This window comes from Sulfurimonas sp. SWIR-19, from assembly GCF_020410885.1.
In the GTDB taxonomy this organism is placed as follows: domain Bacteria; phylum Campylobacterota; class Campylobacteria; order Campylobacterales; family Sulfurimonadaceae; genus Sulfurimonas; species Sulfurimonas sediminis.
The window spans coordinates 52,268-79,255 of record NZ_CP084578.1 but is presented as its reverse complement, the minus strand read 5'-3'; the positions used below and the strand labels follow the sequence as shown (position 1 = coordinate 79,255).

The 26,988-nt window shown below is 40.5% G+C and carries 23 protein-coding genes and 1 tRNA gene; 8 read left to right on the top strand and 16 right to left on the bottom strand.

Annotated elements, in window-relative coordinates; genetic code table 11:
- The 3 genes from LCX93_RS00350 to LCX93_RS00340 all read left to right on the top strand — a co-directional run bounded on the left by LCX93_RS00350 (window position 1) and on the right by LCX93_RS00340 (window position 3,597).
- Complete coding sequence (locus LCX93_RS00350) at window positions 1-486, top strand: PAS domain-containing protein (RefSeq protein ID WP_226066976.1); 486 nt, start codon at window positions 1-3, stop codon at window positions 484-486.
- Window positions 455-1,891 (top strand): methyl-accepting chemotaxis protein, encoded by a 1,437-nt coding sequence (locus tag LCX93_RS12615; RefSeq protein ID WP_226066966.1) that lies wholly within the window; start codon window positions 455-457, stop codon window positions 1,889-1,891. Before LCX93_RS00350 ends, LCX93_RS12615 begins: the two co-directional genes overlap by 32 nt.
- Window positions 1,892-2,100: 209 nt before the next feature.
- Complete coding sequence (locus LCX93_RS00340) at window positions 2,101-3,597, top strand: B12-binding domain-containing radical SAM protein (protein WP_226066965.1); 1,497 nt, start codon at window positions 2,101-2,103, stop codon at window positions 3,595-3,597.
- 143 nt (window positions 3,598-3,740) lie between these two features.
- Here the strand turns inward: LCX93_RS00340 and LCX93_RS00335 are convergent, their stop codons facing one another.
- A complete protein-coding gene (locus LCX93_RS00335) occupies window positions 3,741-5,237 on the bottom strand; it encodes an HD domain-containing phosphohydrolase (RefSeq protein WP_226066963.1) in 1,497 nt (498 codons plus the stop codon).
- A 51-nt stretch (window positions 5,238-5,288) separates the two neighbouring features.
- Between LCX93_RS00335 and LCX93_RS00330 the strand changes: the two genes are divergently transcribed.
- Entirely contained in the window at window positions 5,289-9,614 is a 4,326-nt protein-coding gene (locus LCX93_RS00330; protein WP_226066961.1) for a PAS domain S-box protein, read from the top strand.
- Between the two features lie 51 nt (window positions 9,615-9,665).
- Window positions 9,666-10,745 (top strand): methyl-accepting chemotaxis protein, encoded by a 1,080-nt coding sequence (locus tag LCX93_RS12605; protein WP_283949360.1) that lies wholly within the window; start codon window positions 9,666-9,668, stop codon window positions 10,743-10,745.
- A 3-nt stretch (window positions 10,746-10,748) separates the two neighbouring features.
- Here LCX93_RS12605 and LCX93_RS00315 read toward each other — a convergent pair whose 3' ends face one another.
- From LCX93_RS00315 to LCX93_RS00290, 6 genes are all read right to left on the bottom strand, one after another.
- Complete coding sequence (locus LCX93_RS00315; RefSeq protein WP_226066959.1) at window positions 10,749-11,192, bottom strand: hypothetical protein; 444 nt, start codon at window positions 11,190-11,192, stop codon at window positions 10,749-10,751.
- 15 nt (window positions 11,193-11,207) lie between these two features.
- Window positions 11,208-11,639, bottom strand: a complete 432-nt coding sequence (locus tag LCX93_RS00310; RefSeq protein ID WP_226066957.1) for a methyltransferase family protein — start codon at window positions 11,637-11,639, stop codon at window positions 11,208-11,210.
- Complete coding sequence (locus tag LCX93_RS00305) at window positions 11,629-12,405, bottom strand: metal ABC transporter permease (RefSeq protein ID WP_226066955.1); 777 nt, start codon at window positions 12,403-12,405, stop codon at window positions 11,629-11,631. The genes LCX93_RS00310 and LCX93_RS00305 overlap by 11 nt, the downstream gene beginning before the upstream one ends.
- Window positions 12,396-13,271, bottom strand: a complete 876-nt coding sequence (locus LCX93_RS00300) for a metal ABC transporter substrate-binding protein (protein WP_226066953.1) — start codon at window positions 13,269-13,271, stop codon at window positions 12,396-12,398. Before LCX93_RS00300 ends, LCX93_RS00305 begins: the two co-directional genes overlap by 10 nt.
- A gap of 9 nt (window positions 13,272-13,280) precedes the next feature.
- Complete coding sequence (locus LCX93_RS00295) at window positions 13,281-14,516, bottom strand: porin family protein (RefSeq protein WP_226066951.1); 1,236 nt, start codon at window positions 14,514-14,516, stop codon at window positions 13,281-13,283.
- Between the two features lie 305 nt (window positions 14,517-14,821).
- Window positions 14,822-15,097 (bottom strand): hypothetical protein, encoded by a 276-nt coding sequence (locus LCX93_RS00290; protein ID WP_226066949.1) that lies wholly within the window; start codon window positions 15,095-15,097, stop codon window positions 14,822-14,824.
- 107 nt (window positions 15,098-15,204) lie between these two features.
- Between LCX93_RS00290 and LCX93_RS00285 the strand changes: the two genes are divergently transcribed.
- Window positions 15,205-15,621 (top strand): helix-turn-helix domain-containing protein, encoded by a 417-nt coding sequence (locus LCX93_RS00285; protein ID WP_226066947.1) that lies wholly within the window; start codon window positions 15,205-15,207, stop codon window positions 15,619-15,621.
- 15 nt (window positions 15,622-15,636) lie between these two features.
- Here the strand turns inward: LCX93_RS00285 and LCX93_RS00280 are convergent.
- The 4 genes from LCX93_RS00280 to cobU form a co-directional block, all read right to left on the bottom strand.
- Window positions 15,637-15,724 (bottom strand) — tRNA-Ser (locus LCX93_RS00280).
- A gap of 29 nt (window positions 15,725-15,753) precedes the next feature.
- On the bottom strand, window positions 15,754-16,317 hold the full coding sequence (cobC, locus tag LCX93_RS00275; RefSeq protein ID WP_226066945.1) for an alpha-ribazole phosphatase family protein: 564 nt from the start codon (window positions 16,315-16,317) through the stop codon (window positions 15,754-15,756).
- A complete protein-coding gene (locus LCX93_RS00270; protein ID WP_226066943.1) occupies window positions 16,314-17,039 on the bottom strand; it encodes an adenosylcobinamide-GDP ribazoletransferase in 726 nt (241 codons plus the stop codon). Before LCX93_RS00270 ends, cobC begins: the two co-directional genes overlap by 4 nt.
- Window positions 17,036-17,530: a bifunctional adenosylcobinamide kinase/adenosylcobinamide-phosphate guanylyltransferase gene (cobU, locus tag LCX93_RS00265; protein ID WP_226066941.1), complete on the bottom strand. Its 495-nt coding sequence runs from the start codon at window positions 17,528-17,530 to the stop codon at window positions 17,036-17,038. Before cobU ends, LCX93_RS00270 begins: the two co-directional genes overlap by 4 nt.
- Before the next feature lie 69 nt (window positions 17,531-17,599).
- Here cobU and LCX93_RS00260 point away from each other — a divergent pair, with 69 nt between their 5' ends.
- Window positions 17,600-19,522, top strand: coding sequence for a DUF1538 domain-containing protein (locus LCX93_RS00260; protein WP_502988719.1), 1,923 nt, complete (start codon window positions 17,600-17,602; stop codon window positions 19,520-19,522).
- Window positions 19,523-19,644: 122 nt separating this feature from the next.
- On the opposite strand, the gene LCX93_RS00255 is transcribed toward LCX93_RS00260, so the two are convergent.
- From LCX93_RS00255 to LCX93_RS00235, 5 genes are all read right to left on the bottom strand, one after another.
- The gene (locus tag LCX93_RS00255) at window positions 19,645-21,018 is read right to left on the bottom strand and encodes a chloride channel protein (RefSeq protein WP_226066937.1); all 1,374 of its coding nucleotides are present in this window, start codon (window positions 21,016-21,018) and stop codon (window positions 19,645-19,647) included.
- A gap of 70 nt (window positions 21,019-21,088) precedes the next feature.
- Window positions 21,089-22,531 carry a TrkH family potassium uptake protein gene (locus LCX93_RS00250; protein WP_226066935.1) on the bottom strand — a complete coding sequence of 481 codons (1,443 nt, stop codon included), beginning with the start codon at window positions 22,529-22,531 and terminating at the stop codon, window positions 21,089-21,091.
- Window positions 22,521-23,834 carry an NAD-binding protein gene (locus LCX93_RS00245; protein WP_226066933.1) on the bottom strand — a complete coding sequence of 438 codons (1,314 nt, stop codon included), beginning with the start codon at window positions 23,832-23,834 and terminating at the stop codon, window positions 22,521-22,523. Before LCX93_RS00245 ends, LCX93_RS00250 begins: the two co-directional genes overlap by 11 nt.
- Window positions 23,835-23,853: 19 nt before the next feature.
- A complete protein-coding gene (locus LCX93_RS00240) occupies window positions 23,854-24,492 on the bottom strand; it encodes a DNA-binding protein (RefSeq protein ID WP_226066931.1) in 639 nt (212 codons plus the stop codon).
- Window positions 24,493-24,505: 13 nt separating this feature from the next.
- Entirely contained in the window at window positions 24,506-25,003 is a 498-nt protein-coding gene (locus LCX93_RS00235) for a YajQ family cyclic di-GMP-binding protein (RefSeq protein WP_226066929.1), read from the bottom strand.
- Between the two features lie 275 nt (window positions 25,004-25,278).
- On the opposite strand from LCX93_RS00235, the gene LCX93_RS00230 reads away from it, so the two are divergent.
- Window positions 25,279-26,979 carry a nitrite/sulfite reductase gene (locus tag LCX93_RS00230; RefSeq protein WP_226066927.1) on the top strand — a complete coding sequence of 567 codons (1,701 nt, stop codon included), beginning with the start codon at window positions 25,279-25,281 and terminating at the stop codon, window positions 26,977-26,979.
- The last annotated feature ends 9 nt before the right edge of the window (window positions 26,980-26,988 follow it).

The following is a 26,988-nucleotide window of genomic DNA, read 5'->3' as shown; positions in this document are numbered from 1 at the left end:
ATGGAACGAACATTAGGCGAAAACGATTTTATTGTCTCTAAAACAGACACCAAAGGTCGACTGACCTATGTCAATAAGATTTTTATTGACCTGGCAGAGTACACAGAGGAGGAACTCCTCGGCAAACCACACAATATTGTCCGGCACCCGGATATGCCAAAGGCAATTTTTAAACTTTTATGGGACAGAGTTCAGGCAAAAGAGGAGATTTTTGCCTATGTCATCAACAGCACAAAGAACAACAACTCCTACTGGGTGTATGCCAATGTCACACCCTCTTTGGATGAACGTGGCAATACTGTAGGCTACTACTCTGTCAGAAGAAAACCAAACCCTGAAGCGCTCGAGACTATCAAACCACTCTATGCACAGATGCTTCAGGCAGAAAGAAGTGGCGGCATGGATGCCGGCATGAAAATTTTAACAAATTTACTAGATCAGGAAGGAGTCAGCTATGATGAGTATATCATCTCTCTTCAAAAATAACCAGGCATTATTGCTTTTTGTAACGCTTTTGGGCGTTGGTATTTACAGTCTGTTGAGTGCAAGTTACATTGCAGGCGGGCTTGTTTTACTTATAGCGATTGTCGCACTCTTTATTCCGGGCGGAACAACTTCAAAAACTTCTACCGTTATGGACAAACTCGAAGAGATTTTAGCGCAGGCTGCTCAGGGAAAACTCGAAGGACGCATCACACACATTCCAAATGACAACTCCCATGATGCCAAAATCGCCTGGGCACTCAACGATATGCTTGACCAGGTGGAAGCATTCATGCGCGATATCGCAACAACCATAGAGTGTGCTTCTTCTGGAAAAACATACAGACACACCTATCCGCAGGGACTGCAGGGGCTTTTCCATACTACCGCCGCACAGGTCAATACAGCCATCGAGGCAATTGCAAGCGGATACAGAAGAAAGCTGCAGGCAGAACTCTCTTCCGAGTTTTCAACACTTGGCGGAGGAATAGGACAGGGACTTTCTATTATTCAGACTGACTTGACTGTTTCATCAGACCAGGCAGAAGAGATTGTCAGCGTATCCGAACAAACGGCAGAAAAAGCTTCCGGAAGTCTCAACAGTGTTCTTGAAATAGGGCAAAGACTTAATTCGCTCGTAGAACTTATCTCCTCCTCGCATGAAGGTATTGTCAATCTTGAAGGACGTTCACGAGATATTTCCGAAGTTGTCGGGCTCATCAAAGACATTGCAGACCAGACCAACCTGCTTGCACTCAATGCAGCCATAGAGGCGGCACGCGCAGGAGAGCACGGACGCGGTTTTGCTGTCGTTGCCGATGAGGTAAGAAAACTTGCCGAACGCACCCAAAAAGCAACCACAGAAATAGAGATCAACATATCAACCCTTCAGCAAGAAGCCAATGACATGCGAACAAACTCTGATGAGATTACAAATATCGCCCAGGAATCAAACGAGGTGATTCATGAATTTGAAAACACCTTTACAGAACTCAATGAACTAGCCAATGCAGCGCACACGACAGCTATCGGCATTCAAAACCGTCTCTTTACAACACTTGTCAAGGTTGATCATATTTTATTTAAATCAAATGCCTACTCAACCGTACTCAACGAAGATGCAAGCAAAGAATTCCCTGACCACAAACACTGTAGAATGGGACAGTGGTACTTAAGTACAGGCAAAGAACGCTTTGGACAAACATCTGCATTTAAAAGAATGGATGCCCCGCATGCAACTGTGCATGATTCAGTGGCTAAAAACATGGTTTTTGTCAAAGAGCACAGTGTTCTTAAAGCAGACCATCCTAAAATCATAGTAGAAAATTTCAAAAAAATGGAAGATGCTTCAATGGAGCTTTTCAAAGACTTGGATCGCATGATAAAAGAGTACGATGAAACAAGGTAAATAAACGCTATTTACCTAACATTTACTTATAATTAATATAATTCTATATCTCAATTATGTTTTTCCCCTTTCATAAGAGAGATATTTACTCCTATAAATTTTTAAAACAGCCGAGTTTTCCCCCTTTTTTACTCTCGGCTGTTTTTCCTCCAACTTTAAAAATCCAAATGCAGTGCCGACTACTGTTCCTTTTATGCTACACTTTCACAATGAAAATAATACTCACCACTTTAAATTCACGATTTACACACAGTGCGGTAGGACTGCGGTATCTGTATGCAAATATGCAGGAGCTGCAGAGTGATACTTCCATCCTTGAGTTCAGCATCAATGATGCCGTCCAGACTATTGCAGAAAAACTGCTTCTACCCCAGCCTGACATCATAGGCATAGGCGTCTATATCTGGAATGCAAAAGAGGTACACGAACTGATTCACATCCTCAAAAAAGTTTCTCCGGCAACCCGTATAATTCTTGGCGGGCCCGAAGTAAGCTATCTGCCCTTTCGTGTCAACTTTGATGCTGCGGACTATATCATCCAGGGAGAGGGAGATCTGGCTTTTTACCGGTTGTGTAAAAATATTCAGGACAAAGTGCCGACTGAGAAAATCATCAAAATGACCTTGCCCGATCTCAAAGCTATACAGCTCCCTTACATGTACTATACAGACGAGGACATCAAAAACCGTTATATTTATGTGGAAATCTCCCGGGGCTGTCCCTTTGAATGTGAATTTTGTCTCTCTTCCATGGATGAAAAAGTACGTGCCTTTGACCTTGATGCTGTTTTGGCAGAATTTGAAAAGCTCTGGGAACGGGGAGCGAGAAATTTTAAGTTTGTTGACAGAACATTTAACCTCAACATGAGAGCTGCCAACAGAATTTTAGACTTCTTTTTAGAGAAAAAACCGCCCTATTTTGCCCACTTTGAAGTCATTCCAGACCATTTTCCTGCTTCTTTGCGAGAAAAAATAAAACGCTTTCCCCATGGAGCCCTTCAGCTTGAAATTGGCATACAGACACTGAATCCAGAAATTGCAAACAACATCTCAAGACAACTCAAACTTGACAAAATCAAAGAAAACATTACTTTTTTGCAAAATGAAACATCGGCACATATCCATCTTGATTTGATTGTAGGGCTTCCGGGAGAGAGTCTGGAAAGTTTCGGGCGCAATCTTGATGAATTGATGCGCATGAGCAGCTGTGAAATTCAAATAGGCATCCTCAAAAAACTCTCCGGCACACACATCAGCCGTCATGACAAAGAAGAGGGTATGGTCTACAGTGACATTCCGCCCTATGATATTTTAAAAAACAACAAACTCAGCTTCAGAGATATACAGATTATGAAACGCTTTGCACGCTTTTGGGATTTGTATTACAACAGTGGCAACTTCAAAACAACGCTCCCACTGCTATGGCAAAATGGAAGTGTTTATGAAAACTTTTATGCTTTTGGGCTCTGGATTTACGAACAGACAGACTCTACATGGAAAATCTCTCTGCAAAGACAGGGGGAACTGCTTTTTTCCTATTTACATGTAAAGAAAAAGATAACAGAAGAGGAGATTGCAAAGTATATGCTTCAGGATATGATGAAGTTAAAAGGCAGAGCAATCCCCGCATACCTCAAGCCCTATGCAAAAGAGTTTCAGGCAGAGGCGAAAATGGGAACTTCCGGATTTAACAAAAGGCAGATTTAGACTTTTGCACCCTGACAGTCGGCACTGAAGTACCGATTCCGGTATATTCTTCGGAACGCGGACTTCAGTCCGGGCTGAGAGTGGCAAGACTATTGCAACAGTCGGCACTGAAGTACCGGCTCCGAGAAAAAAAAGAGTATCCATCAAAGTTTTTCCAAATCATCAACGCTTATACTCTTTTGGGTGTCAAGAGTCAGATTCAGTATGTCAGATTTTATAATGGTATCACTCAGGATTTTATCAATTTGATTTTGTATTTTTTTCATGTCACACTCACCGTTATCAAGTATGGCAAAATCATCACCAAAAATTCTAAAAACCATGGAGAGGTCAAAACAGTTGTGTAAAGATTTGGCAATTTCTACCAATATAACATCCCCCTCTTTCCATCCTGAATCTTTGTTGAAACGTGAAAAATTTTTCAATCGCAACAGATGCAGCTGTGTGTATTTTTTCTCATATGAATTTTGCAGCAACATAACATCAAGGTAACTCTGGTTGTACAGATCTGTCAGATTGTCTTTATAAAAATAGGCAAACCGCTCCTTTTCTATATCTGTATGGGGCAGCTGATTTATATTTTTATCAATGACAACATCTTTAAGCGCTTCGAGTGCCGCTTTTACCGCATCGGCATCATACTGCACACCACTCAGACGTTCTATCTCCTCCAGTGCTTCTTTGGGCGTTTTTCTGCCTTTGTATATTCTGTTGGTTGTCATGGCATCAAAACAGTCTGCAATCATCATCACTTTTGCCAGCCTGTCAATTTCATTGGCTTTTATGCCTCTTGGATATCCGCTGCCGTCACATCGCTCATGATGATCACGGACTATATCTGCCAAATCTTCATACATAGGAATATTTGCCAAAAGTCTGTAGCCCACCTGAGGATGCTCCTGAATCAGTTTGTACTCCAAATCATTGAGTTTTTTCGGTTTCAAGAGGACAACATCCGGTGTGACAATCTTGCCGATATCATGCAAAATTCCCGCCTGATAGACTTTTTCGCACTCTTCCTGGGAGAGTCCCATCTTTTGCGCTATCATTTGCGAATACTTTGCCACTCTTTGCGAATGACCAGCCGTATAGGTATCTCTCTCTTCTATAAGTTTGACCATTGCCAAAAGAGTCTTTTCGTAGTTGTCATGCTGAAACCGCATCATAGCACTCAACTGGGCTGTTTTTTGCTCCACCATACGCTGCAGAGATTTTTTGTAGGCTTCATTCTCCTGCATGACTTCGAGTTTTTCACTTACTTTATAGAGTTCATAATTAAGCTGTTCATAATCAAAAGGTTTGACAATATACCCGTCAACACCGATTTTTATAGCCTGCGACATGTAGTCAGAACCGCTGTGTGCCGTTGTTATCAATATAGCCTGGTTCGGATTTATTTCTCTTATTTTTCGCAGCATCTCTATGCCGTCCATCTTAGGCATAGACAAATCTGTAATGACAATGTCAAACTCTCCCTTTTTATAGGTCTCCAAACCCTCAAGTCCGTCTTTTGCAGTTGCCACACTTGTAAAAAAATTTTTCAAATACTCGGTAAGTGCAGTTTGCACAGCCATATCATCTTCCACATATAAAACTTTAAATTTTCTTGCCAATGATTGTAATGCTTTTAAATTTATCATACGCTAATCTTATCAAAATTATGCTAATATTAAGAAATAACGGAGGGAGATATGAAAAATTCTGTATTTATCGGGATAGGTGCGAGTGCCGGGGGGTTGCAGGCTTTAAAAGAGCTGTTTCCTCTGCTGCCCACAGATCAGGAGTATGTCTATATAGTTGCCCAGCATCTTGACCCGCATAAAAAAAGTGCCTTGGCTGAAATTTTGACCGCATATACGGTTATGCCTGTCTCTCTCATCACAAAAGATCAGCAGTTTTTGCCAAACAATGTCTATGTTGTTCCTCCGGGATACAACCTCATCTATACACGCCACCGACTGCTGCTTGAAAAAGCACCCGATACACCACGCATTCCGACGCCTTCTATCGATACACTTTTCAAAGCGCTCAGCAGTTACAAAAAAGAAAACTGCCTTGGTATCATCATCAGCGGGACAGGACATGACGGCACTGCGGGCATCAGAGCCATCAAAGAACACGGCGGTATCACCGTCGCCCAGTCTCCCAAAGAGGCCCATTACCAGGAGATGCCGCAACATGCGATTGCAAGCGGTTTCATTGACTATATCTTTGAGGTAAAAGAGATAGGCCAAAATCTTGTAAACATTGTGCATACAGCGCCAGGACCTTTCATGAAGGTTGTAAAGCTTCTCAAAGAAAAAGAGTCCCTTGACATAGAAAAGTATAAAAAAGAGACTGTTATGCGACGGCTGAGCAAACGGATGCTTTTGAATAAATGTGCAACGCTTGAAGAGTATATTGACTATATCCATGCCAATCGTGATGAACTGCATCTGCTATATCAAAACATCCTCATCGGGGTTACAGAGTTTTTCAGAGACGAAAAATCATTTGAGGCACTCCGGCAGCATCTTGAAGAGTATCTCTCTGACAAGCCCGACAGCTATGATCTGAGAGTCTGGTCTGTTGCCTGTTCTACAGGAGAAGAGGCCTACTCTCTGGCTGTTACCATTGACCAAATCAAAAAAAAGCTCAAAAAAAATTTCGATGTTCATATTTTTGCCACAGACATTGACGAAAAAGCACTTGAGGTTGCAAAAAAAGGGATCTACTCCAAAAAAGCACTCCAAAAGACTCCAAAGAAAATACGCAAAGAGTATTTTATCTCCTTAGACGGAGACTACAAGGTCAAAGAGGCTATTCGTTCTCAGATTATTTTTACAAAACACAATGTTTTATGCGACCCGCCGTTTATCAATCAGGATATCATCAGTTGCAGAAACTTTCTTATCTATATTTTGCCTGAGGTCCAGGAAGATCTTTTTGTACTCTTTCATTATGCGCTCAAAGAAAAAGGTCTCTTGTTTTTAGGCTCTTCAGAATCAACACTTACGAGCGTTGCCTATTTTAAAACGCTCAACCAGGAGCATAAGATTTACATCAAAGAGCAGCTTGAGAATCCTCCAAGAATCTCTTCGCACTATTTTTCGACACATACACATGCCAAACAGAACCTCTCGGAAGTAAAAACATTGACCCTCAAAGACATCAACATACAAGAAGAGATAACAAATACCGTATTTGAACTTTTCTCTTCGGAGTGCATTATCGTCGATACAAATTTCACCATTGTCTACAAACAGGGGAACAATCCTTTTTTAGAGCTTAATGACGGTTTTGTGACCTTAAATATTGTCGAAAACCTGAAAAAAGAGCTGCAGTACAGCGTCAAAAAGATTCTTGATCAGACTGCAAAAAGCGCAAAAGTGCAGAGTACAAAATTTATCGAAGTCAAACTCGGCGAAAACAGACAGACTTTTGTCAAAGTCATTGCCACTCCTTTTGCAAACAAACAGGACGCTGTTTTTATTTTACTCTACTTCCAGGAACTCAATGCCAACAACCTGGAGTTCAACACCCGAGAAATAGTCCTGCCAAACGAATCGTATGTGATAGAAAACCTTACAAACCGGGTGCAGGAACTCCAGGAGGACAATCACGCTCTTTTGGATGAGCTGCTGCTTTCCAAAGAGAATATGCAACTGCTCAATGAGGAGCTCCAGAGCGCCAACGAAGAGCTCCAGAGTGCCAATGAAGAGCTCGAAACTTCCAACGAGGAGCTGCAAAGTTCCAATGAAGAGTTGCAGGTATCCATCGCAAATGAGCAGAAGATGCAAAGACAGCTCTCTTTGATTTTGAATTCAACACATGACGGTATCATCGGGCTTGATCTGCAGGGGTGCCATACTTTTGTCAATAAAGCTGCCATGACAATGCTGGGCTACACAGAGGACGAACTTCTTGGGAAAAACGCCCACAGAATCTGGCACCATACAAAACCCGACGGCAGCCACTATCCTCTTGATGAGTGTACCCTGCATATGCATCTTATCAAAGGGATTTCTATCCGCAAAGAGGAACTTTTTTTCAAAAAAGACGGCACGCCTTTTGATGTTGAAGTGCTGCAGAATCCGATTATAGAAGAGGGAAAAGTCAAGGGGGCTGTGCTCTCTTTTCATGATATCACACAAAAGAAAAAACTGCTCCAAGCGGCTGAGTATGAGCACAAGATGAATGATTTTTATCTCAACTCAACAGAAACGATAGTACTGATTTTGGATCTTCACGGAAGTGTGCAGATGATAAACAACAGTGGCTCCAAACTGCTCAGGCTGCCAAAAAAGAAGATACTCGGCAAAAATTTCATTCAGCATTTTGTGCCAAAATCAATACAGCCGAAGGTGCAGAATATTTTTGATGCGATTGTCTCTCAAAAAGCAGAAGCTGTCAAGGAGTATAAAAATAAAATAGTGGACGCAGAGGGCAACGAGCACACTGTATCATGGCGAAACACCTGCATCAAAGACAAAAACGGCACAATTGTCAATATCATAAGCTCCGGTGTAGACATAACAGACCAGGAGACACTTACAGAAAAGCTTTACGAGCAGGAACATCTTTACAGGCTGACTTTTGAAGAGGCAGACATAGGCATAGCCCATGTTTCCCTTGAGGGAAAATGGATAGATACCAATGAATACCTCACAAAACTCCTCGGATACACAAAGCAGGAGTTCAAAAATATGTATGTCTCCGACATCACTTTTGCCCAGGACAGAGATACAGACAGATACATGCTTGAACAGCTGCAAAACAATGAAAAGAAATCATACCATGTCGAGAAGCGTTATATCCATAAAAACGGTACTGTCATCTGGGTAAGCCTGGCGGTTGTGCTCTTAGTCGACGAACAGAAAAACCCGCTTTATCTGCTCAAAATCATTCGGGACATATCACAGCTCAAGCTTTTAATGTACCAGCTCGAAGTCGAAAAAAACAGATTTGAAAAAATGATAGAGTTTACACCCATTCCTTTGATGCTCTACAATGCAAACGGAGAGATTTTAATGCTCAATAAGATTTTTCTAGAAAATACAGGCTATACTCTCCATGACATTCCGACAATCGAAAAAATGCTGAAAAAACTGTTTGTTCACGAAGATGAAAAAAATATGAAAAGCATTAGGCAATACTACAAAAATCCTCTAAAAGAGCCCAAACAGCAACAGACTATTAGCACAAAATCAAAAGAACAGAGAGTCGGGATTTTGCATGCCGTCAAACTTGACGATCAGTACAACGGCAATGAAACCTTGTATCTCATAGCCATTGTTGACATCACCGATATACAGAAAAAAGACGAACTGATGATTTCACAGTCCCGTCAGGCGGCGATGGGAGATATGCTCTCCATGATAGCCCACCAGTGGAGACAGCCTTTGAGTGTAATTTCCATGGTTTCAAACAATATTCAGGTCCAGTTGGAACTGCAGGGAAAAGTTGATGCAAAATCTCTGCAGGAACTCATTCATACACTCAACGGACAGACGCAATACCTCTCGCACACCATTGATGACTTTAGAAACTTTTTCCAGCCTGACAAGAAAAAAGAGTTTGTCACAACTGATGTCATTTTGGAAAAACTGACTCGTCTTGTAGAGAAGTCTTTAGAGAACAATGCCATTACCCTCTCTTTGCCGCAAGAAAACAACATAGAGTTTTGTACCTATCAGAACCAACTGCTGCAGGTCCTCATAAATATCCTCAACAATGCCAAGGATGCCATCAAAGAAAACACCAAAGAGGGTGGGCATATCAGCATAGATGTCACAAAACAAGAAGAAGAGATAGCCTTTAAAATCTGTGACAACGGCGGAGGCATAAAACCGGAAATACTCAAAAGACTCGGAGAACCCTATGTCACATCAAAATCCAAAAACGGCACAGGTCTTGGCATATACATGTCCAAAATCATTGTAGAAAAACATCTTGGGGGAAAACTTTCGTGGACAAGTGATACCAAGGGAAGCTGTTTTTCAATTTTACTGCCACTTGATACAGTGTGTGAGTCTTAATTTAACCCGAATTATGTTAAAATAACAGGAAATAAGCAAAAGGAATCAAATATGTTTGGATGCAGTGCAAAACTTGAAAAACTTGAAAATGAGTATAAAACGAAAATAGCAGAAATGGAGGCTGAAAACAACAGGCTTTATGATAAAATTCAACAACTGAAAAATCAGCAAAACGCCCAAGAGAGCACTTCCGGAATGAAAGATGATGCTTTTGTCAAACTCATCATCGAGAGCTACAGCAGCGGTACACATTTTTTGCAGGGAACCATCGAAGACAATCTCGTTCAACTTGAAGAGATTAACGAACTCAATGACAAAACAAACAATAGAATGCACAATATTGAAGAACAAACTGCTGAAATCATATCTACAACAGAAACCATTCAGGAACATGCCAATACTTTGGGGGAAGACTCAAATGCACTCAACGACAGTGTGATGTCTATCTCGGAAATCATCAATCTCATTAAAGATATTTCAGACCAGACCAACCTGCTCGCACTCAACGCAGCCATAGAAGCAGCGCGGGCAGGTGAGCACGGACGCGGTTTTGCCGTTGTTGCCGATGAGGTAAGAAAACTTGCAGAGCGTACACAAAAAGCAACCCAGGAAGTAGAGATTAACATCAACGGACTCAAGCAAAACTCCAACTCTATTATAGAAATCGGCAACACCTTTATGAATGAAACATCCAAAGTAATGGAAATAGTCGATATTTTTAATGAAAATATCCAAAAAGTTGTCGAAAACTCCAATGAGATTAAAAGCAGAACAGAACGCCTGACAAATGAATTCAATGTCAGTAACGGAAAAATTGACCATATTGCACTCAAAATCAAGGGGTACAAAGCAATCCTTGATAAAACAACAACAGATATTCCGGATGAAAACAGCTGCCGGTTTGGCAGGTGGTTTTCAGAAGTAAGTCATAGCCTGCTCAAAGGAAACAGTCACCTTTCAAGCATCACACAACATCACAAAGCAGTGCATCAGGGACTTAAACAAGCGATACAGGAAAATATGCAGGGGAATTTTGATACAGCACTCCAGACACTCAAAGAGGTCGAACATGCAAGTGAAGTCGGCTTTGAAGAGCTTCTCTCTGCGGTAAAAGAGTCAACAGGCAGATAAAGTCTAAAAACCTCTTGTATCCAAACCTTTTGTCAAAGAGTCATCCAGTTCAAGGGCATACGCAGGGTTATGCCTGTGCAGCTCTTTGTCAAGCTTGAGGATGATATCTTTGGTGACATTCGGATGATGACAGATTCTTAAAATCAACTCTGAATATTTTTCAAATTCAGGATGGGCCCGCATACCCAGTTTCTGAGGAATTTTCTCATAATATTTCAACAGCAGATTAACAGCTTCATTGAGTTCCTCCGTTGTTGCTTTTTTATCTTTTATCACCTTCAAAAGCATCTCAAAATCAGGCTTGACTTCCCGTATATGTAATGGTTTTTTGGCAGTGTTTCTCTTGCGCGGTTTTTTGGCATCTGAAAAATAAAAATACAAAAGAACCAAAATACCGAGTGCTCCGCTCAATGCAGCCAGAGATTTTATAAGGAGTATTATATCCATCACGGGAACCTTTTTCTAAAAAACAAAAGGTATCAGTCTTTTTGTTTTTTGCATGTATGCGGCATAGGCAGGATTATGGCACTGCCATAAACTCTCTTCATACAACAGTTTTACCAACAGAGTCACAAAAAGTAAACTATAGAGTACAAATTCATAATATGTAAAATAGATTACAGTTACGCCTAGCATACTCAGCAACACAGAGAGGTACATCGGATGTCTTATATACGCATAAATACCCTTTGTCACCAATTCGCAGTTCTCTTTGATGTCGGGACGAATATTGAAATTTCCTCGCTTATGCTCTTTTACAGCCAACAGACCCGTAATAATCCCCAGCATCAAAATCATTAAACCGACAGACAGATGTTTTGTCGGCGTACCCAGTGGCAAAATCATTAAAAATATGATAAAAAACTGCAAACCGACTAATATTTTACTCTTCATCTACTCTCTTTTCATTTTTATCCCTCATTATACTGGAAATAATAACAAAAACAAGTGAAAACAAAACTGTGACAAAAATTATGGCATACCCCGTAGGCAAATCCAAATAATACGAACCAAGCAAAGCGAGGACAATGCTCAAAGAGCCAAACAAACAGGCAAAAACAAAAGGTTTTGTTTTCCTCTGCATAAGCCCTGCATAAGAAGGTGCAATCAGCAGCGCAAAAACAACCAAAACACCGGCAGACTGCACGGAAGAGGTCACAGTGAGCGCGAGCATCGTAAAAAACAGAAACTCTTTTTTCACACCTTGCATTCTCGGAAAGACAACAAACATAACAAACGAAACAGCACCGTAAAGCATAAGGCTTTTATACAAATCTTCGCTTGAAGTAAAAAGAATATCTGCCGCACTCAGTTTGGAAAAGAGTTCCGTTCCCTCCGGACTTTGTGCCAGTATAAGCATAATCGAAGAGATGCCAAGCGCATACAAAAGCCCTATAAACGCCTCGATTTTTTGCACTTTTTTTGTCGCCCAGGTAATGATTAAAGCCGCTAAAAGTGCAAAAAGCAACGTCATGGCATTTTGATACTGCGAGTGCATAAAAGCCACACTCAAAGCCATGCCGACAGCCGCAACCTGCCCTATCGCCAGGTCGGTAAAAATAACCCCGCGTTTGATAATCTCCAATCCGAAGATGGAGTGAATAAATACCAAAGCAACAGCCAGCACAAAAGCCGGCCAAAGCAATTCGATTACTGACATATTCTGTTAGCGATTCTGTTATAAAACTCTTGGAGTGTTGTACTGCCATCCGCTCCTAAGTCATGGGAAATAATCACGACTTTTGCTCCTGTTTTTGCTGCGATGAATTTTGCAGTTTTTTTCTCATGATAGACATCTTGCAAAATCTTTTTCACACCGTTGTCTTTGATGATGTTTATCAGTGCGACCGTATGTTTTGAACTCGGTGCAATTCCAGGAAGCGGCTCAACGTTGCCGTAGCTTTTAATGTTGTATCGTCGTAAAAAGTAGTTAAAAAGCTCATGGTACTGCACTACTTTTTTCGCTTTACATGTAAGCATATTCGCATCATATTTTTTCAAATAATTTTGCCACTCATTTGTAAATTTTTGTAAATTCTCCTGATATATCTGTGCATGTTCAGGATCTATTTGTGCCAATTTTTGTGCAATTGCTTTTGCCATGACTAAAACAACATGCGGGTCGGTAGAAAAATGCGGATTGCCCTGTGCATGTACATCACCAAAAGCACGTGAAACAGTTGTCGGTACATTTATCAAATGCACATAGTGAGACAGATCCAAAAAGCCTTTGGCTCCGTTTTGAATCTTGGCATTGTTTGCCGCACGCAAAAGCGGAGGCAACCAGCCAAGCTCCAAACCTGCTCCGTTTATGATGAGCAGATCTGCCCGACGGAGTTTTGCAATGAGCGAAGGTTTGGGCACAATGAAATGCGGGTCATATTTCGAACTTCCAAGAACCGTTACCTGTACCAAGTCTCCTCCTATTTTTTGCGCAATTGCACCGGCTGTTGTATAGGTTGTGTCTATTTTGACTGTAGCAAACAAAAAGTTTGTGAGTAAAACTGCTAGTAGTATAATTTTCATATTTTTCTCCTAATACGAGTGCGCGCCATGCGCACCTGCTGCAATGTTGAGTGAAAGCATTACTTCATTGATATTTTTTCTCTCACCGGCTATGATTTTTGTTCTGTCATAGGTGTAAGAGAGACGCAGGCGTGACATCGGGAATGGTTTATACTCAAGTTCAGCTGTGTACCTGTCCAAATTACTCGTGTCAATACCCGCATAAGAAGAAAGATCTGTCTCGTTTTTTGTGATTGCCTCATAACGCAAACCTGCTGAGTAGTTGTTGTTATATTGATAAATCAATTCACTGTAAAGTCCTGCCTGTTTGTCTGTTCGTGTACCGACATCTTTGTTTCTGTAAAGATATTCGCTTTGCCAGACAACTGCGCTGTAGCTTCCCAACTGCTCACGCAGTGTCAAATCAACGCCATAAACATCGGTGGCGTTTGCTGTTGTATTTTTCCCGTGGGCAATACTGACACCGCCAAGAATTGACAAATCATCGCCCACATCAACACTTGATTTTATATAACCGACATAAAGATTATTTGCTTCGGCATCGCCAAAACTTTTGTCATTTGTTCCCTGCATCGCTTCTACACCTGCCATAATGTATGTATCTGTCGGGACAACCCATTGGAGTTGCACACCAGGGTCACTGATGCCATCAGGACCAAAAAGTGTTTCATATATAACAGGCTGTGCATCAAAATGCCAGGAGTGTTGGTGCTTTGCATTTATGCGCCCAAAATCACTTTTGAATTTTCCGGCTTTGACTCTCAGTCCATAAGACAGAGATGTTGTCAGAATGTATGCCTCGCCTATTTCAAACTCGTTTGGCTGCAGATGAAAATATGCATAGGCCTGAAAATAGGGATCAACCACAGAGTGCATGGCTATTTCCGCATAATTAAGATTAAAACCTCTGTTTTTGTTAAAAGGCAAAGGCGCCGGTGATATACCATCATCATTTATAAGACCCGGTATCTGAAAATTTTCATAATCACTGTTTTTTACATCTCGACTCACTGCCGACATATTTAAAATCAAAGCAATATCCGGCAAATAGGCATTTTGAGAAAAAGAAGCAGAAGTATTTACAGCAGGTGTATTTGCCTGCTTTTTACTCAATACATCGAGCTTCTCTTCCAGCTTTTGCATACTGATTTTTTGTTCTTCTATCTGCTTTTTCAGGGCATCCAAATCTGCATCTGCAAATAAAGATGAACATAAAAGAGCAGACAAATATATAGTTTTTTTCATTATTGTCTCTCCAATATTTTAGTAGTAATTTTTATGGTTTTTTTTAAATCCAAGCTTTAAAGCAGAAAACCCAAACTACTCGGAATCGGTACTTTCTATGCTAAAGCATGACTTAGAAAAACTAATTTTTTTCTGCAGTGCCAAGCGTTGAGACATTCCTGCCACTCTCGCCCGCACTAAAGTACGGGTTCCTAAAAATATGTCGGAATCGGTACTTCAGTGCCGACTGTTGCAACATTCCTGCCACTCTCAGCGTACATTGAAATACTGGTTCCGAAAAAGCTGTTTAGATTAATGGTATTGAATTAGGAGATTTTTGGAGGGGCTCGTGCGTGAAGAGTAGTGTAAACCTGCTTTACATGTAACGAGATTAATGGAGTGATGATAGATTCGTGTAATATCTCTAACTCTGTCAGATAATCCACGGCAACAGGGGTATCGGCATGTGACAGGTTTGACTGCACTGTACAGATTTTACAGTCATTATGCTGCTTTAAATCATTATGATGATGAAAAACACCTATAAAGGTTGCTATGATAAAGATAATGCTGAGATATTTTTTGAAAAAATGAGTTATCATAATGAAATTTTATCATAATTATTAGTTGATTAAAAGAAATATTTTACACAGCTTTTACACTTCATTGTTATACTATTGCTATTTTTAATATTAACGAGGGGGAGCTTATGAGTAAAAATGTTGTACTGGTATTTGAAGCAAATGATACAGATATAGTAGATATAGAAAACTATATAGCCTCCCGTGGTTATGAAATAAAAAAAATAGATAAAAAAACAAAAAAAGCAGATAAAAATATTATTGAGTTTGGAACTGGCCACCATTTCAACCTCAAAACAAAAGAAACTTTTTACCAAAACCAAAAACTCAAACTGACCAAAAAAGAGAGTCTCTTTTTGAAACTTCTGCTCATAAATATGGGACAGGTAGTCACCTTTGAACAGGCTACAAACTATATATGGAATAAAGAAGAACTGATCACTGAAAATAATTTACGAACATTGGTATGGAGACTGAGAAACAAACTCAAAACTGATCTTATTAAAAACAATCAAGGTATTGGATACTATATAGAATCCTGCTAATACTCAGATAAAAGATGGTGGACAGCTAGGGATTCGAACCCTAGGTAGATTGCTCTACACCCGCGTTCCAGGCGAGCGCCTTCGACCACTCGGCCAGCTGTCCTTTGTTGTAAGAGCGGTATTATAGCGAAGCTAAGTTTTAATAGTGCTAAAAGTTTGTAATTTTGTATCATAAACAGTATATGATGCATAAGGAAGCGCAATTGCAAAGGCATCTTCGAGGGACAGATTTTGTACTATTGCCATGAAAGTTCTAATGACTCCCGCATGCGTGACCACTAAAATATTCTCGCCCTTTTGCATAGGTAACTCTTTGAAAAAGAATGCTTTGACTCTTTGCATGTACTCTTCATAAGGCTCTCCGTCAAGTGCTTCTATCCATTGTTGAAAGTTTTCATATACTATGCCCTGCGCGGTAATTTCATCAAAACTCATGCCTTCATGTTTGCCCCATGACTTTTCCCGTAACTTCTCCGTATATACAGCATTTTTTGCCTGCACAAAAGGGTGAAGTGTCTCTTTTGCCCGTCTGAGGTCTGAGCAGTAGACCAAATCAAAGGCTTTACATGTAAAGGCTTTTGCCAGGTTTTTGGCATCCTCATGCCCTTTTTTTGAAAGTCCTATATCGTTATGTCCATTATATTTACCGATATATGCCTCTTCTACTTCACCATGACGCACAAGTGTTATTTTCATACCAAACCGACTATAATGACATTTAAAAGCACAAGCTCTGTCACTTCTATGCAAAAACCGTAAATATCGCCGGTAAAACCGCCGTATCGTTTCATAAAAAAATGTTTGCAGACAAACAACACAAACAAAGCAACAAACAGCAAAACAAAACTGTGAAAGAGTATGCTCATTCCTGTAACATATGCCGCACTTACAAAAAACTGTTTTTGCGAAAACTCTTTTTTTGCCAAAGCGCCCATTCCGTTTGCAGAAAGATAGGGATAGAGACAGATTGCGGCAACTGCTGTAAAGCGTGAAAGCATAAGCAAGACAGGCAAAAGATACATTGCATCCAAAGCCGCCACAGAAGATGCCTTCAGCAGTAAAAACACTACTGTAAAAAGCATACCCATCCCGCCGTTATAAGGGTCTTTCATTACATGTAAAGCCTTTTCTTTGGGAACAAACAAGCCGTCTACAGTGTCTGCGAAACCATCAAGATGCAAGGCACCCGTCACCAGAGCCCATAAGGAAAAGAGAATGATGCTTACATGTAAAGGCGGGAAAAAAGGAGTAAACAACAAAAAAGTACCATACAAAAGCAAACCGAGTAAAAAACCGACAAGCGGATAAAACATCACCGCATAGCCGTTTATACCTTTGTAAAAATCATGCACTTTGAAAAAAGGAACAATGCTGAGCATTGAAATAGCCAGGGCAAAGCCTTTGAAGAGTCTGCTCATTTTATCTGTGTACTGATGCCGGCAACAACATGATAGACTTCATCACATTTTTGCGCCACCAATTGAGCGAGTTTTCCGCTGATATCTACAAACTGACGGGCAAGTTTATTTTCAGGAATAATGCCACAACCCACATCATTGATAACAAACACAATGTCTTGTTTTAATTCCATAATAGTTGCTATTTCTGCTTCCATTTCAGTATAGTTTTTTTCATGATAGAGCATATTGTTTATCCACATACTCAGGCATTCAACAAGTACCGCACCCTCCTGCAGAGCTATTTTTTCTCTGAGATTTATCGCCTCCTCGACTGTGATGAAATCACTCTTGCGTTGCTGTTGGTGCTGTGCTATACGTTCTTGCATTTCATCATCTATAAATTCAGTCGTTGCCAGATAGACGGGTTTTGTTTTGGAGAGTTGTTTAATGTAATTTTCGGCACTACGGGATTTGCCACTCTTAATGCCACCTATAAATAATGTTTTCATTTTAAAATTATAGCAGTTTTATAATATTTTTCGATATTATTACAAAAAATAATGTGGGAGAAATATCACGTGCTGAGCATTTCAACTTTTTTACAACTTCTAAAAGAGTCCTTCCGTGACCTTTTGCCAATCATACTTGTGATTATGTTTTTTCAACTTGCGATTATTCAAAGTGTACCGCCAAACTGGCTGAGCACTGCCATAGGTTTAGGCATCGTCGGTGTGGGTCTTGCCGTATTTTTACTTGGTCTTGAAGTCGGAATTTTCCCTGTAGGAGAGGGGCTTGCGAGTGAATTTGCCCATAAAGGTTCAACCTTTTGGATTTTGATTTTTGGATTCATGATCGGCTTCGGAACGACTATTGCAGAACCTGCACTTATTGTTATCGCAGACAAGGCCGCCAGTATCAGTGCGGGACGGATTGACGCTACAGTGCTCAGAACTGTTGTTGCCTTTTCTGTCGGTTTTGCCATTGTTTTAGGGGTATGGCGCATCATTAAAGGGCATCCTATCCACTACTATATCATTGCAGGGTATATTTTGGTTGTCAGTGCAACTGCTTTTGCCCCAAAAGAGATAGTAGGTCTTGCCTATGATTTGGGCGGGGTAACGACCTCTACTGTTACCGTTCCACTTGTTGCCGCCCTTGGTATAGGACTGGCTTCCACCATCAAAGGGCGCAATCCTGTACTTGACGGCTTTGGGCTCATTGCCTTTGCTTCGCTCACGCCTATGATATTTGTACAGTTTTATGGTATCGTTGTGTACCAGTTTATAGATGCTTCGGCAACTGTGGTACCTGCTGTTATCAAAGAGATTGAGACGGTCAACCTGGATTTTAGTGCCATGACTGTTTTAAAAGGGCTGCTTGGTGTCATCACAGACGTACTGCCCATTTTGGCAATTATTCTCTTTTTTCAGTACATTATTCTTAAAAAGCCCATAGACAATCTCAAACATGTAATGATAGGTTTCGGGCTGGTTATTTTAGGACTTGATGCCTTTATAGTCGGTTTGGAGATGGGTCTTTTTTCTGTCGGCGAGACAATGGCGTTTGAGCTTACCCGCTATGACAACAACCTTATCATCTACTCTTTCGGTTTTTTCATCGGTTTTTCAACCACAATGGCAGAACCGGCACTCACAGCAATTGCACGAAAAGCAAAAGAGGTCAGTGACGGAAAAATCAATGACTTTATTCTTCGTCTTTTTGTAGCCTTGGGTGTTGCTATAGGCATTGCGCTTGGAGCCTACAGAATCGTTACCGGCGGTGAAATAGTCTACTACATCATAAGCGGATATATTTTTGTCATCATCCTCACCTTTTTGGCGCCCAAATACATTATTCCCATAGCCTATGACAGCGGCGGAGTCACAACATCAACAGTTACCGTTCCGCTGGTTGCCGCTCTTGGACTTGGACTTGCTACAAATATAGAGGGACGTGACCCGCTTATAGACGGTTTCGGGCTTATTGCCTTTGCCTCTTTGTTTCCCATGCTTACCGTTATGCTCTACGGCATAATTACCGAAAAAATCGGTGTCAAAGGGGAGAAAGAGAAAGAGGAGATACAAATAGAAGAGATTCGCCATGCACTTGAAGATGTTCACAACATGGAGCTTTCAACCATAAGGGTAGACGGTGCAGAGACTTTGCACTCATCACTTATGAGCTTTTCTGCGGTACATGTAATCGTTCCAAAAAACAAACAGGAAGAGGCTATTATTGCAGCAAGAGATGCGGGTGCGAGAGGGGTAACCATCATGAGTGCACACGGTATGGGTCTTGAACATATGGAAAATTTTTATGACAGACTCCACGCAGGCGCGACTGATGCAAACCTGATGTTTATCACCCAGACAAAGAATGTGGACAAAATCATAAGAGAAATCATCACAAAACTCGATATCACAGGAGATGGAAGAGGCCTTACCTTTGCCTACCCTGTTTCTCACATTAAAGGCTTACGTCTGAAGCTCACTGATTTATAACGAATAAATTAAACTTTCTCGGAGCCGGTACTTCCTATGCTAAAGCATGACTGCCACTCTCAGCCCGGACTGAAGTCCGCGTTCCAAAAAAATGCTTCACTTAATGGCATTGGAACTGTCCTTTATTTCTTTCTGTTTTTTTTATTCAGTCTTCTTCGAAATTTTTCTATTTTATCCATCTCGTGTTTTTCCAGTGAAATACTTATGTTTTCTACCTCTTCACCTATTTTTACACTCAGCATTTCAGATTTTCGCATGGCTAAAATCTGTGAAGAGAAGATACTTCTGTGCCCTGAAATCAAGAAGCTGATCACTGCAGCAAGGGCTGCATAGTGTGCAATATCTATCCCGAAGAGTTCTACGGCCATAATCGTTGAGGCAATAGGTGTATTTGTGGTAGCCGAAACAACACTTACAAAGCCAAGAGCTGCAAAAAGCGTAATATGTTCGGGAGAGATAATCGAGCCGAGAAAATGTCCGCTTGTTGCCCCTATGTAAAAAATAGGCGTAATGACACCTCCGCTTCCTCCTGCGGCAAGAGAAAGAGAAGTAAATACTGTTTTTAAAAGAAATGTATACCAGTGAATATCCTGAGATGCAGCGGTATGGGGATTGAGGGCATCTGCAATTGTACTCATTCCCAAACCTATATACTGCTCACCGAAAATCAAGGTCAGCGCGACTATCAAACTGCCACCAGCAAAGGCTTTGATGTAGGTATTTATTTTGATGCTTTTGACATATGTATGGCTGTAGGAGATTGTTGTTATCACCACATCAGAAACAAAACCGAAAAAGAGTCCGGCAATGACCACTTTGGCTATCAGCCAGATATCCAAAGAGATATCCTGAAAAAAATGGAGGTCATAATAGGTATACTCTATACCCAGGAACTGGGCTGTTGTAAAAGCGGCAAAACCTGCAATAAATGAAGGCAAAAGCACATCATACATAATGACACCGATAATTAACACCTCAACACCGAAGATTGCTCCGGCTATCGGGGTACCGAAAACTGTGGCAAAACCGGCACTGATCCCGCATACAACAAGCTTTTTTCTGTCTTGTTTGTGAAACTTCAGAAGTGTAGAAACAAAAGAGGCAACCCCCGCACCAATCTGTGCACCGGGACCCTCTTTTCCGACAGAAGCACCTGCAAAAATACTTAAAACGGTCGCAAGTGTTTTTACGGGAATGACAGAAACATCTATTTTTCCGTTATCTTTATGAATTGCGGAGATGACTTTTTCCGTCCCGTGCCCTTCTGCACTCGGGGCAAAGGTTTTCACCAGCCATACAGTTAACACAAGCGCAAAAGGAAGTGTATAGTAGTATTCAAACGGTAAAAAAGAACGGCCTGTTTCACTGTAGGCTAAGATTTTTAAAAAGCCTGTAACTGTCGCCCCAATCATTATACCGATTATTGATGACAGAAAAACCCATTTTGTAACACTGAAAAAAATAGCTGTCTGTTCTGTTATATGTTTTTGTAACATTTTGATTTTCTGCTTTAAAGTTTTAGGGATGCCCATTAAAGAGATTATAACACTTTTTATTAAGATTGTATTAGAATTTTTTCCAAAAAGAACTGCTTAGCAGGACAAAAACAGTATAACACTCCAGTCTGCCTATAATCATAGCGACTGAAAGAAAAATTTTGTCAAAATCAGAGAAAAAAGAAAAGTTATCTGCAGGACCTACCATAGAGAATCCGGGACCGATATTGCCCACTATGGCAAATGCACCAGAAACTGCAGTCATGGCATCGTACCCCCGGGCATAGATATAGACGGTTACAATGGCTACCGTAATCATAAAAAGCGTAAAAAAACCAAATGTTGACGACAAAATCCGCTCTTTTTGCTTGAGCCCGTCGATAAAAACAGAAATAATCATATTTGGATGCAGTATTCTTTTAAGCTCCGCAGAGAGTGTCTTAAAAATAATTACATGACGGATGATTTTAATGCCTCCTGCCGTTGAGCCGGCATTGCCTCCCATCAAAAGCCCCAAAAATATAATCGCTATAGCCAAATGCGACCAGGAGCCGTAATCTATCGTTGCAAACCCTGTTGTTGTCATAACAGAAGCAATCGTAAAAGATGAGTGTTTGAGGGCATCATAAAAAGAGTCTCCGCTGATATCTACATGTACAAGACTCAAAGCAAGACTCAGCAGTAAAAAAATTATAAAATACCATCTGACCTCTTCTGTTTTGTACCCGCTGACATCCCTGAAATAAAGCTTTAAATGAGCTAAAAAGTTTATCCCTGCAAGCATCATAAAAATTGTCGTTGTCCAAATAATGCCGTCATTGCCAAAAGAGCCCAGAGAATCATTTTTTGTAGAGAATCCTCCTGTGGAAACTGTCGAAAAAGCGTGGTTGAGTGCATCAAACCAACTCATACCGAAAAACTTCAAAAGCAGCATGTCAACCAGTGTCAACAGCGCATATACTATCCACAGACGCAACGCTGTATCTTTTATTTTTGGTGTCAGTTTTTCAAGAGAAATTCCTGTTGATTCGGCTTTAAAAAGAGAGAGGCTTCCCGTAGGATTGATAACCGACAAAAGCCCGACACCCAAGACAATGACTCCAAGCCCTCCAAGCCAGTGCATCAGACTTCTGTGAAAAAGTATCAAATGGGGCAGAGCTTCTATATCGCTGTAAACTGTTGCTCCCGTTGTTGTAAATCCGCTGATAGCTTCAAAAAACGAAGAGGCAAGCGACACATTTGTATAAAGAAACAGCGGTATGGCTCCGGCAACGCCCAGCAACACCCAAAGCAGGTTAACCACCAGGATACTCTCTTTTATTTTCAAATCCAGTTCATGCTTTCTCAGCCACAGCCACACGCCAAGATTGATCAAAAAAAACACTCCGTCATAAAGCAAAAATTTTCCATACGCTTCTTGGTATATAATGCCTATCAAGACATCAAACAAAAAAAGTGCAGAAACAGTAATGCCTATCAGAGAGAGAATCTTCAGCACATTTTTATAGTTCATAAATCCATTCTTTCACTTTTGCGCTTGTTTTTACTGCACAAAAGGCTACAATCAAATCATTTTCCTGCAGTTTCACTTTTTCACTGAGGCTCTGCATCACATTTTCTCTTATATAAAAGACGCTGGATTCTTTTACATGTAAAGGTTTTATCACTTTGTCAATAAGCTTGGAGCCGGAAAAAACTTTACGCATAAAAACCACTGCCTTTGCCCCGCAGTAACTTTTTTGAATAACAACACCCGTAGAACTGATCTCTTCCATGATTGCATTATAGGCACTCATTTTTGGACCTCGTACGACGACTATCCCCAAAGAGTGCATCAGGTTGTAATATTCCATTTCATTGTTAATCGCAACCACTTTTTTGATGCCGCTCTCTTTTGCTTCGAGACATTTTATGATGTTATACTCATCATTATTGGTCGCAGCTATAAAAATATCGGCACTCTCCAGTCCTTCATCTTCAAAAATATCATGCGAACCGTATTTATAATTAATGATAGAAGCCCTGCCTTTGAGCTCTTCATCCGCTATTTCACAAAGTTTTAAATCTTTTTCTACCAGTTTGACCTCTTTGTCTGCTTTTAGAAGTTCCTGTGAAATGGCAATCCCGAGTTCACCACCGCCAAAAACAACACATCTTTGAATGTCCAGAGTGTTGTCCACATCCAGTTTCTGACACACCTGCTTTATTTCATTTTCATCACCAAAAAAATAGACAAGATCATTGGGAAGAATCTCCACATCTGCATCAGGAATACAAAAATCCTTCTTGCGTTCAATGCCGACTATTTTAAAATGCTCAGAACTGATGCTTTGCGGAAGTGTTTTGCTTGAAACCATAACAGAAATAAGTTTGTAGGGTGTGTATTTAAAAAATTTTACATTATTTGCTTTTGGGTACAAAAGAAGTGAAGAAACTGCCCCCGAGGTAAGTTTTAAAGGGAAAATAACTTTTTCAACAGCAAGTCTTTTTTGAATAATCTGCTCTTGAAAAAAATATTTTTGCACCCGTACAAATTTTCTCTTTACATGTAAAGCGGCATCTACTGTCATGGCAGCGATAAGATTCACATTGTCAATATTTGTCACTGCTATAAACAGGTCGATTTCCTGACCGATAAAACGCTTATATGTATGTATATCCTCGACATCCCCCTGAAGCGGTAAAATGTCCAGACTCTCCTGTATCCTGTCCAAAGCCTGTGAGTTTTTATCAATGACCGTAACGTTGTGTCCCACACTCAGTGTTTTGGCAAGGTTAAAACCAACCTTTCCGGCACCCGCAATAATTATATGCATATACCACCCTTAAAAAAGATTAGCCAATTATATCACTATAGTCATATTTTTTTGTATCTATGTAATATTTTTTCCCTACAATAATAATTCTTTCATCTTTTTTTGCACTCTTTTTAAATCTTGCTTTGATTTTTTTGATTTTTTTTGCTGAAAAACCACGTTTTTTAAGATGCCTGTTTAAAGAGACAACCTTGCTCTCTTCTACGATCTCGGATTCTATCTCTGCCTCAAGCATCTCCTCCTCATCTACTGCTTCTTGCGGAGCATTGAGCATAAACTGTGATGAAATAGTGCTGAGAATATTTTTAAGCTGTTCATCTTTTTCCTTATAGATCCTTTCTATCTTTTCACGCTCGGCTATAAGCATCTGCTCTTTTTGGTCTCTGAGGCTCCGTGTTTCATTCTCCAGAGTATCCACACGAGATTGGAGTTTTTGATTTTGTTCTTCAAGAAGTTTGTAATATCGGTCGTTGTTGAGTGTGGGGCGTCTTGGCTGCACAGTTTTTCGCCCTGTTTTTGCCTGTGTCTCATCCAGCAGCACCATTTTGACACCGTTTTCTACAACACTCTGCAAAGAACCCCGTCTAACCCGGTTGTGTATAGCCTCTTTTGAAACACCAAAATACTCAGCCGCATCATTTATGCTCATCTTTTTCATCTTTTTTCCCCTGCTAACGCATGTTTTCAAAAACCAAAGGTGCTTCGTACTCACCTTCACGCACCATCTTCATCACCTTTTGCAGATCATCAAGTTTCGCACCTTTTACACGGATAGAATCCCCTTCTATCTGAGCATTGACTTTGAGTTTCATCTTTTTTATCTCTGCAGTGATTTTTTTTGCCTCTTTTGATTCTATATAATCTACAATTTTAAAAGTCGCCTTGCGTGTGCCTCCGCTGGCATCTTCGACGCGAAGTTCATCCAGCACTTTTGAGGAAAGCCCCTGTTTGAGCAGTTTTGCTATGACAATGTCTTTGAGTGCATCGAGTTTGTTATCACTCGAAGCAACAAGTACCAGCACTTTGTCTTTTTCTTTCAGATTCACTTCATACGGTGTTCCCTTGAAATCATAACGATTGGAGACTTCTCTGTCTACCAGGTTAACAGCATTTTTCAAATTCTGCATATCTATTTTTGCCGTTATATCAAATGAATGTTCTTTTGCCATAGGTATTATCCTTTTTTTGTTTTAATTATAACATAGTTTGTTTGTTATCAATAACAGTCGATATTTCAGAAAAGAATTTAGTTTTTTTCTAAGTCATGCTTCAGCACAGAAAGTACCGATTCCGAAGAAATATAAACCTCCTCTTCGGAACCCGTACTTCAGTGCGGGCTTTGTGACTTGAAAACACAAAATTGACCTATATCATCTCCCTGTCAAGAAAAAATTGCTATTATCCTTTCATATTTTACATGTAGGTACTTATGCAGGAAGAAAATTTGGAAAAACAACTCAACAAACGTGAACGCTACAAAGCCAGACTCAAACCCTATGACTATTTTGTCAAAGAGTTTGACACCATTGATTTTGAGAGTCTGGGTGAAGGTGACCGGTACTATCTGCAGGATTTTGGGATTTTCAATACCGATTTTTTGGAAGATGAATTCACCATTCGTATTCGCGTAGCCGGAGGTAGAATCAGTACAAAACAGTTTAACTTTTTAGCAGATATAGTCAACAAATATGATTTGACCCTCGTCATCACGGCACGAGCAGGCTTTCAACTCCATGATGTCGAAGCTGACGATGTCCATGAACTTTTCAGACTCTTAAATGAAAACGGACTTATTACCTGGCAGAGTTTTGGCGACAACATCAGAAATATCGTGACGGATGTCTATGACGGTGTCAACAAACACGCAAAAATAGAAGTCTATCCGCTGATAAAACAGATGCAGGACTACATCATCAAAAACCCGAAATATGTCGGTATGCTGCCCCGCCGTGTGAGTATCGGTATCTCTGGTAACGAGGCAAATGTCAACTCCTTTTTTGCAAATGACCTCTACTTTGCGCTTGCCAAAAAAGAGGAAACTTACGGTTTTAATGTTTATATGGGCGGCAAAAATACCGAAATTGCCCAAGATGCAGATATATTTTTACGCTATGAAGAGGTTTTTGGTTTTTTTACGGCTTTTGTGGAAACTTTTTATACGCACGGCTCACGTTTTTCACGCTCTAAAACCAGACTTTTTTATATGATAGAAGAGCTTGGACTGGACAGACTCAAAGAACTTATGGAGGATGTATATGGAAAAAATTTTAACTGTGCCGGCGAACTGCAGCTCTTACATGCTGAGTTTAGTGAGTTTGAAGTTTTAAATAACAACAAATACGCCTTTTGTTATCAAACAGATTTTGCTCGTCTTTCACCCAAAGAGATTCGTCAGCTAAGTGATTATGCTAACAAACACAATGCACAAATCCGTTTGGGCATAGACCAAAATATCTACATCATTGGCATAGATGAAAAAGTAGCACCTTTTGATTCACCCGCACTCAGTTCCACGATAGTTGCCTGTGCCGGCAATCTCTGTCCCTATGCCGTCTGGAGCATTAAGGATGAAAGCGCCAAATACCTGCCGCTGGAAAAAATCTACAAACATAACATAAAAGTAGGTTTTTCGGGCTGTGCAAAAGGCTGCGGACGCCACCGCCACACAGACATCGGGCTCATAGGCTTAAAAACAAACAACTTCGGAGATACCGACGGCGGAGCAAGAGTTTTTATAGGTGCAGAGCATGACAGCGGAAAGAGTGTGGCAAGACAGCTCTTTTCCATGGTCCCTTTTGTGCACTTAAAAGAGACGCTGACACTCATCGTAACACTGTTTGAAAAAAGCAAATACAAAAACTTTCAGCTCTATGCCCACCATATTTTGAACAAATACTCCGAAGATTTTCTCAGTCTCTGGCATCTGTACAACCTGAAAAACAAAACAACACTCACTCTGCCAAAACAGGAAACTCTGCTTACATGTAAAGAAGAAGAAAAGCTGCTTTTTGAGAATTTTTCAGGCGTTGAACTTGTAGAGAATGATTTCAAAAAAACAGTGAGTGCTCTAGCAAAAGGGTTATGGACAGTAGCAGGCAAAGACCCCCACTACAAACCACCCATCAAAAGAGTAAATGTCAGATAAAGTATTTGT

Coding starts and splice junctions, on each gene's coding strand:
- LCX93_RS00350 (WP_226066976.1), top strand. CDS start 1: ATGGAACGAACATTAGGCGAAAACGATTTTATTGTCTCTAAAACAGAC.
- LCX93_RS12615 (WP_226066966.1), top strand. CDS start 455: ATGATGAGTATATCATCTCTCTTCAAAAATAACCAGGCATTATTGCTT.
- LCX93_RS00340 (WP_226066965.1), top strand. CDS start 2,101: ATGAAAATAATACTCACCACTTTAAATTCACGATTTACACACAGTGCG.
- LCX93_RS00335 (WP_226066963.1), bottom strand. CDS start 5,237: ATGATAAATTTAAAAGCATTACAATCATTGGCAAGAAAATTTAAAGTT.
- LCX93_RS00330 (WP_226066961.1), top strand. CDS start 5,289: ATGAAAAATTCTGTATTTATCGGGATAGGTGCGAGTGCCGGGGGGTTG.
- LCX93_RS12605 (WP_283949360.1), top strand. CDS start 9,666: ATGTTTGGATGCAGTGCAAAACTTGAAAAACTTGAAAATGAGTATAAA.
- LCX93_RS00315 (WP_226066959.1), bottom strand. CDS start 11,192: ATGGATATAATACTCCTTATAAAATCTCTGGCTGCATTGAGCGGAGCA.
- LCX93_RS00310 (WP_226066957.1), bottom strand. CDS start 11,639: ATGAAGAGTAAAATATTAGTCGGTTTGCAGTTTTTTATCATATTTTTA.
- LCX93_RS00305 (WP_226066955.1), bottom strand. CDS start 12,405: ATGTCAGTAATCGAATTGCTTTGGCCGGCTTTTGTGCTGGCTGTTGCT.
- LCX93_RS00300 (WP_226066953.1), bottom strand. CDS start 13,271: ATGAAAATTATACTACTAGCAGTTTTACTCACAAACTTTTTGTTTGCT.
- LCX93_RS00295 (WP_226066951.1), bottom strand. CDS start 14,516: ATGAAAAAAACTATATATTTGTCTGCTCTTTTATGTTCATCTTTATTT.
- LCX93_RS00290 (WP_226066949.1), bottom strand. CDS start 15,097: ATGATAACTCATTTTTTCAAAAAATATCTCAGCATTATCTTTATCATA.
- LCX93_RS00285 (WP_226066947.1), top strand. CDS start 15,205: ATGAGTAAAAATGTTGTACTGGTATTTGAAGCAAATGATACAGATATA.
- cobC (WP_226066945.1), bottom strand. CDS start 16,317: ATGAAAATAACACTTGTGCGTCATGGTGAAGTAGAAGAGGCATATATC.
- LCX93_RS00270 (WP_226066943.1), bottom strand. CDS start 17,039: ATGAGCAGACTCTTCAAAGGCTTTGCCCTGGCTATTTCAATGCTCAGC.
- cobU (WP_226066941.1), bottom strand. CDS start 17,530: ATGAAAACATTATTTATAGGTGGCATTAAGAGTGGCAAATCCCGTAGT.
- LCX93_RS00255 (WP_226066937.1), bottom strand. CDS start 21,018: ATGTTACAAAAACATATAACAGAACAGACAGCTATTTTTTTCAGTGTT.
- LCX93_RS00250 (WP_226066935.1), bottom strand. CDS start 22,531: ATGAACTATAAAAATGTGCTGAAGATTCTCTCTCTGATAGGCATTACT.
- LCX93_RS00245 (WP_226066933.1), bottom strand. CDS start 23,834: ATGCATATAATTATTGCGGGTGCCGGAAAGGTTGGTTTTAACCTTGCC.
- LCX93_RS00240 (WP_226066931.1), bottom strand. CDS start 24,492: ATGAAAAAGATGAGCATAAATGATGCGGCTGAGTATTTTGGTGTTTCA.
- LCX93_RS00235 (WP_226066929.1), bottom strand. CDS start 25,003: ATGGCAAAAGAACATTCATTTGATATAACGGCAAAAATAGATATGCAG.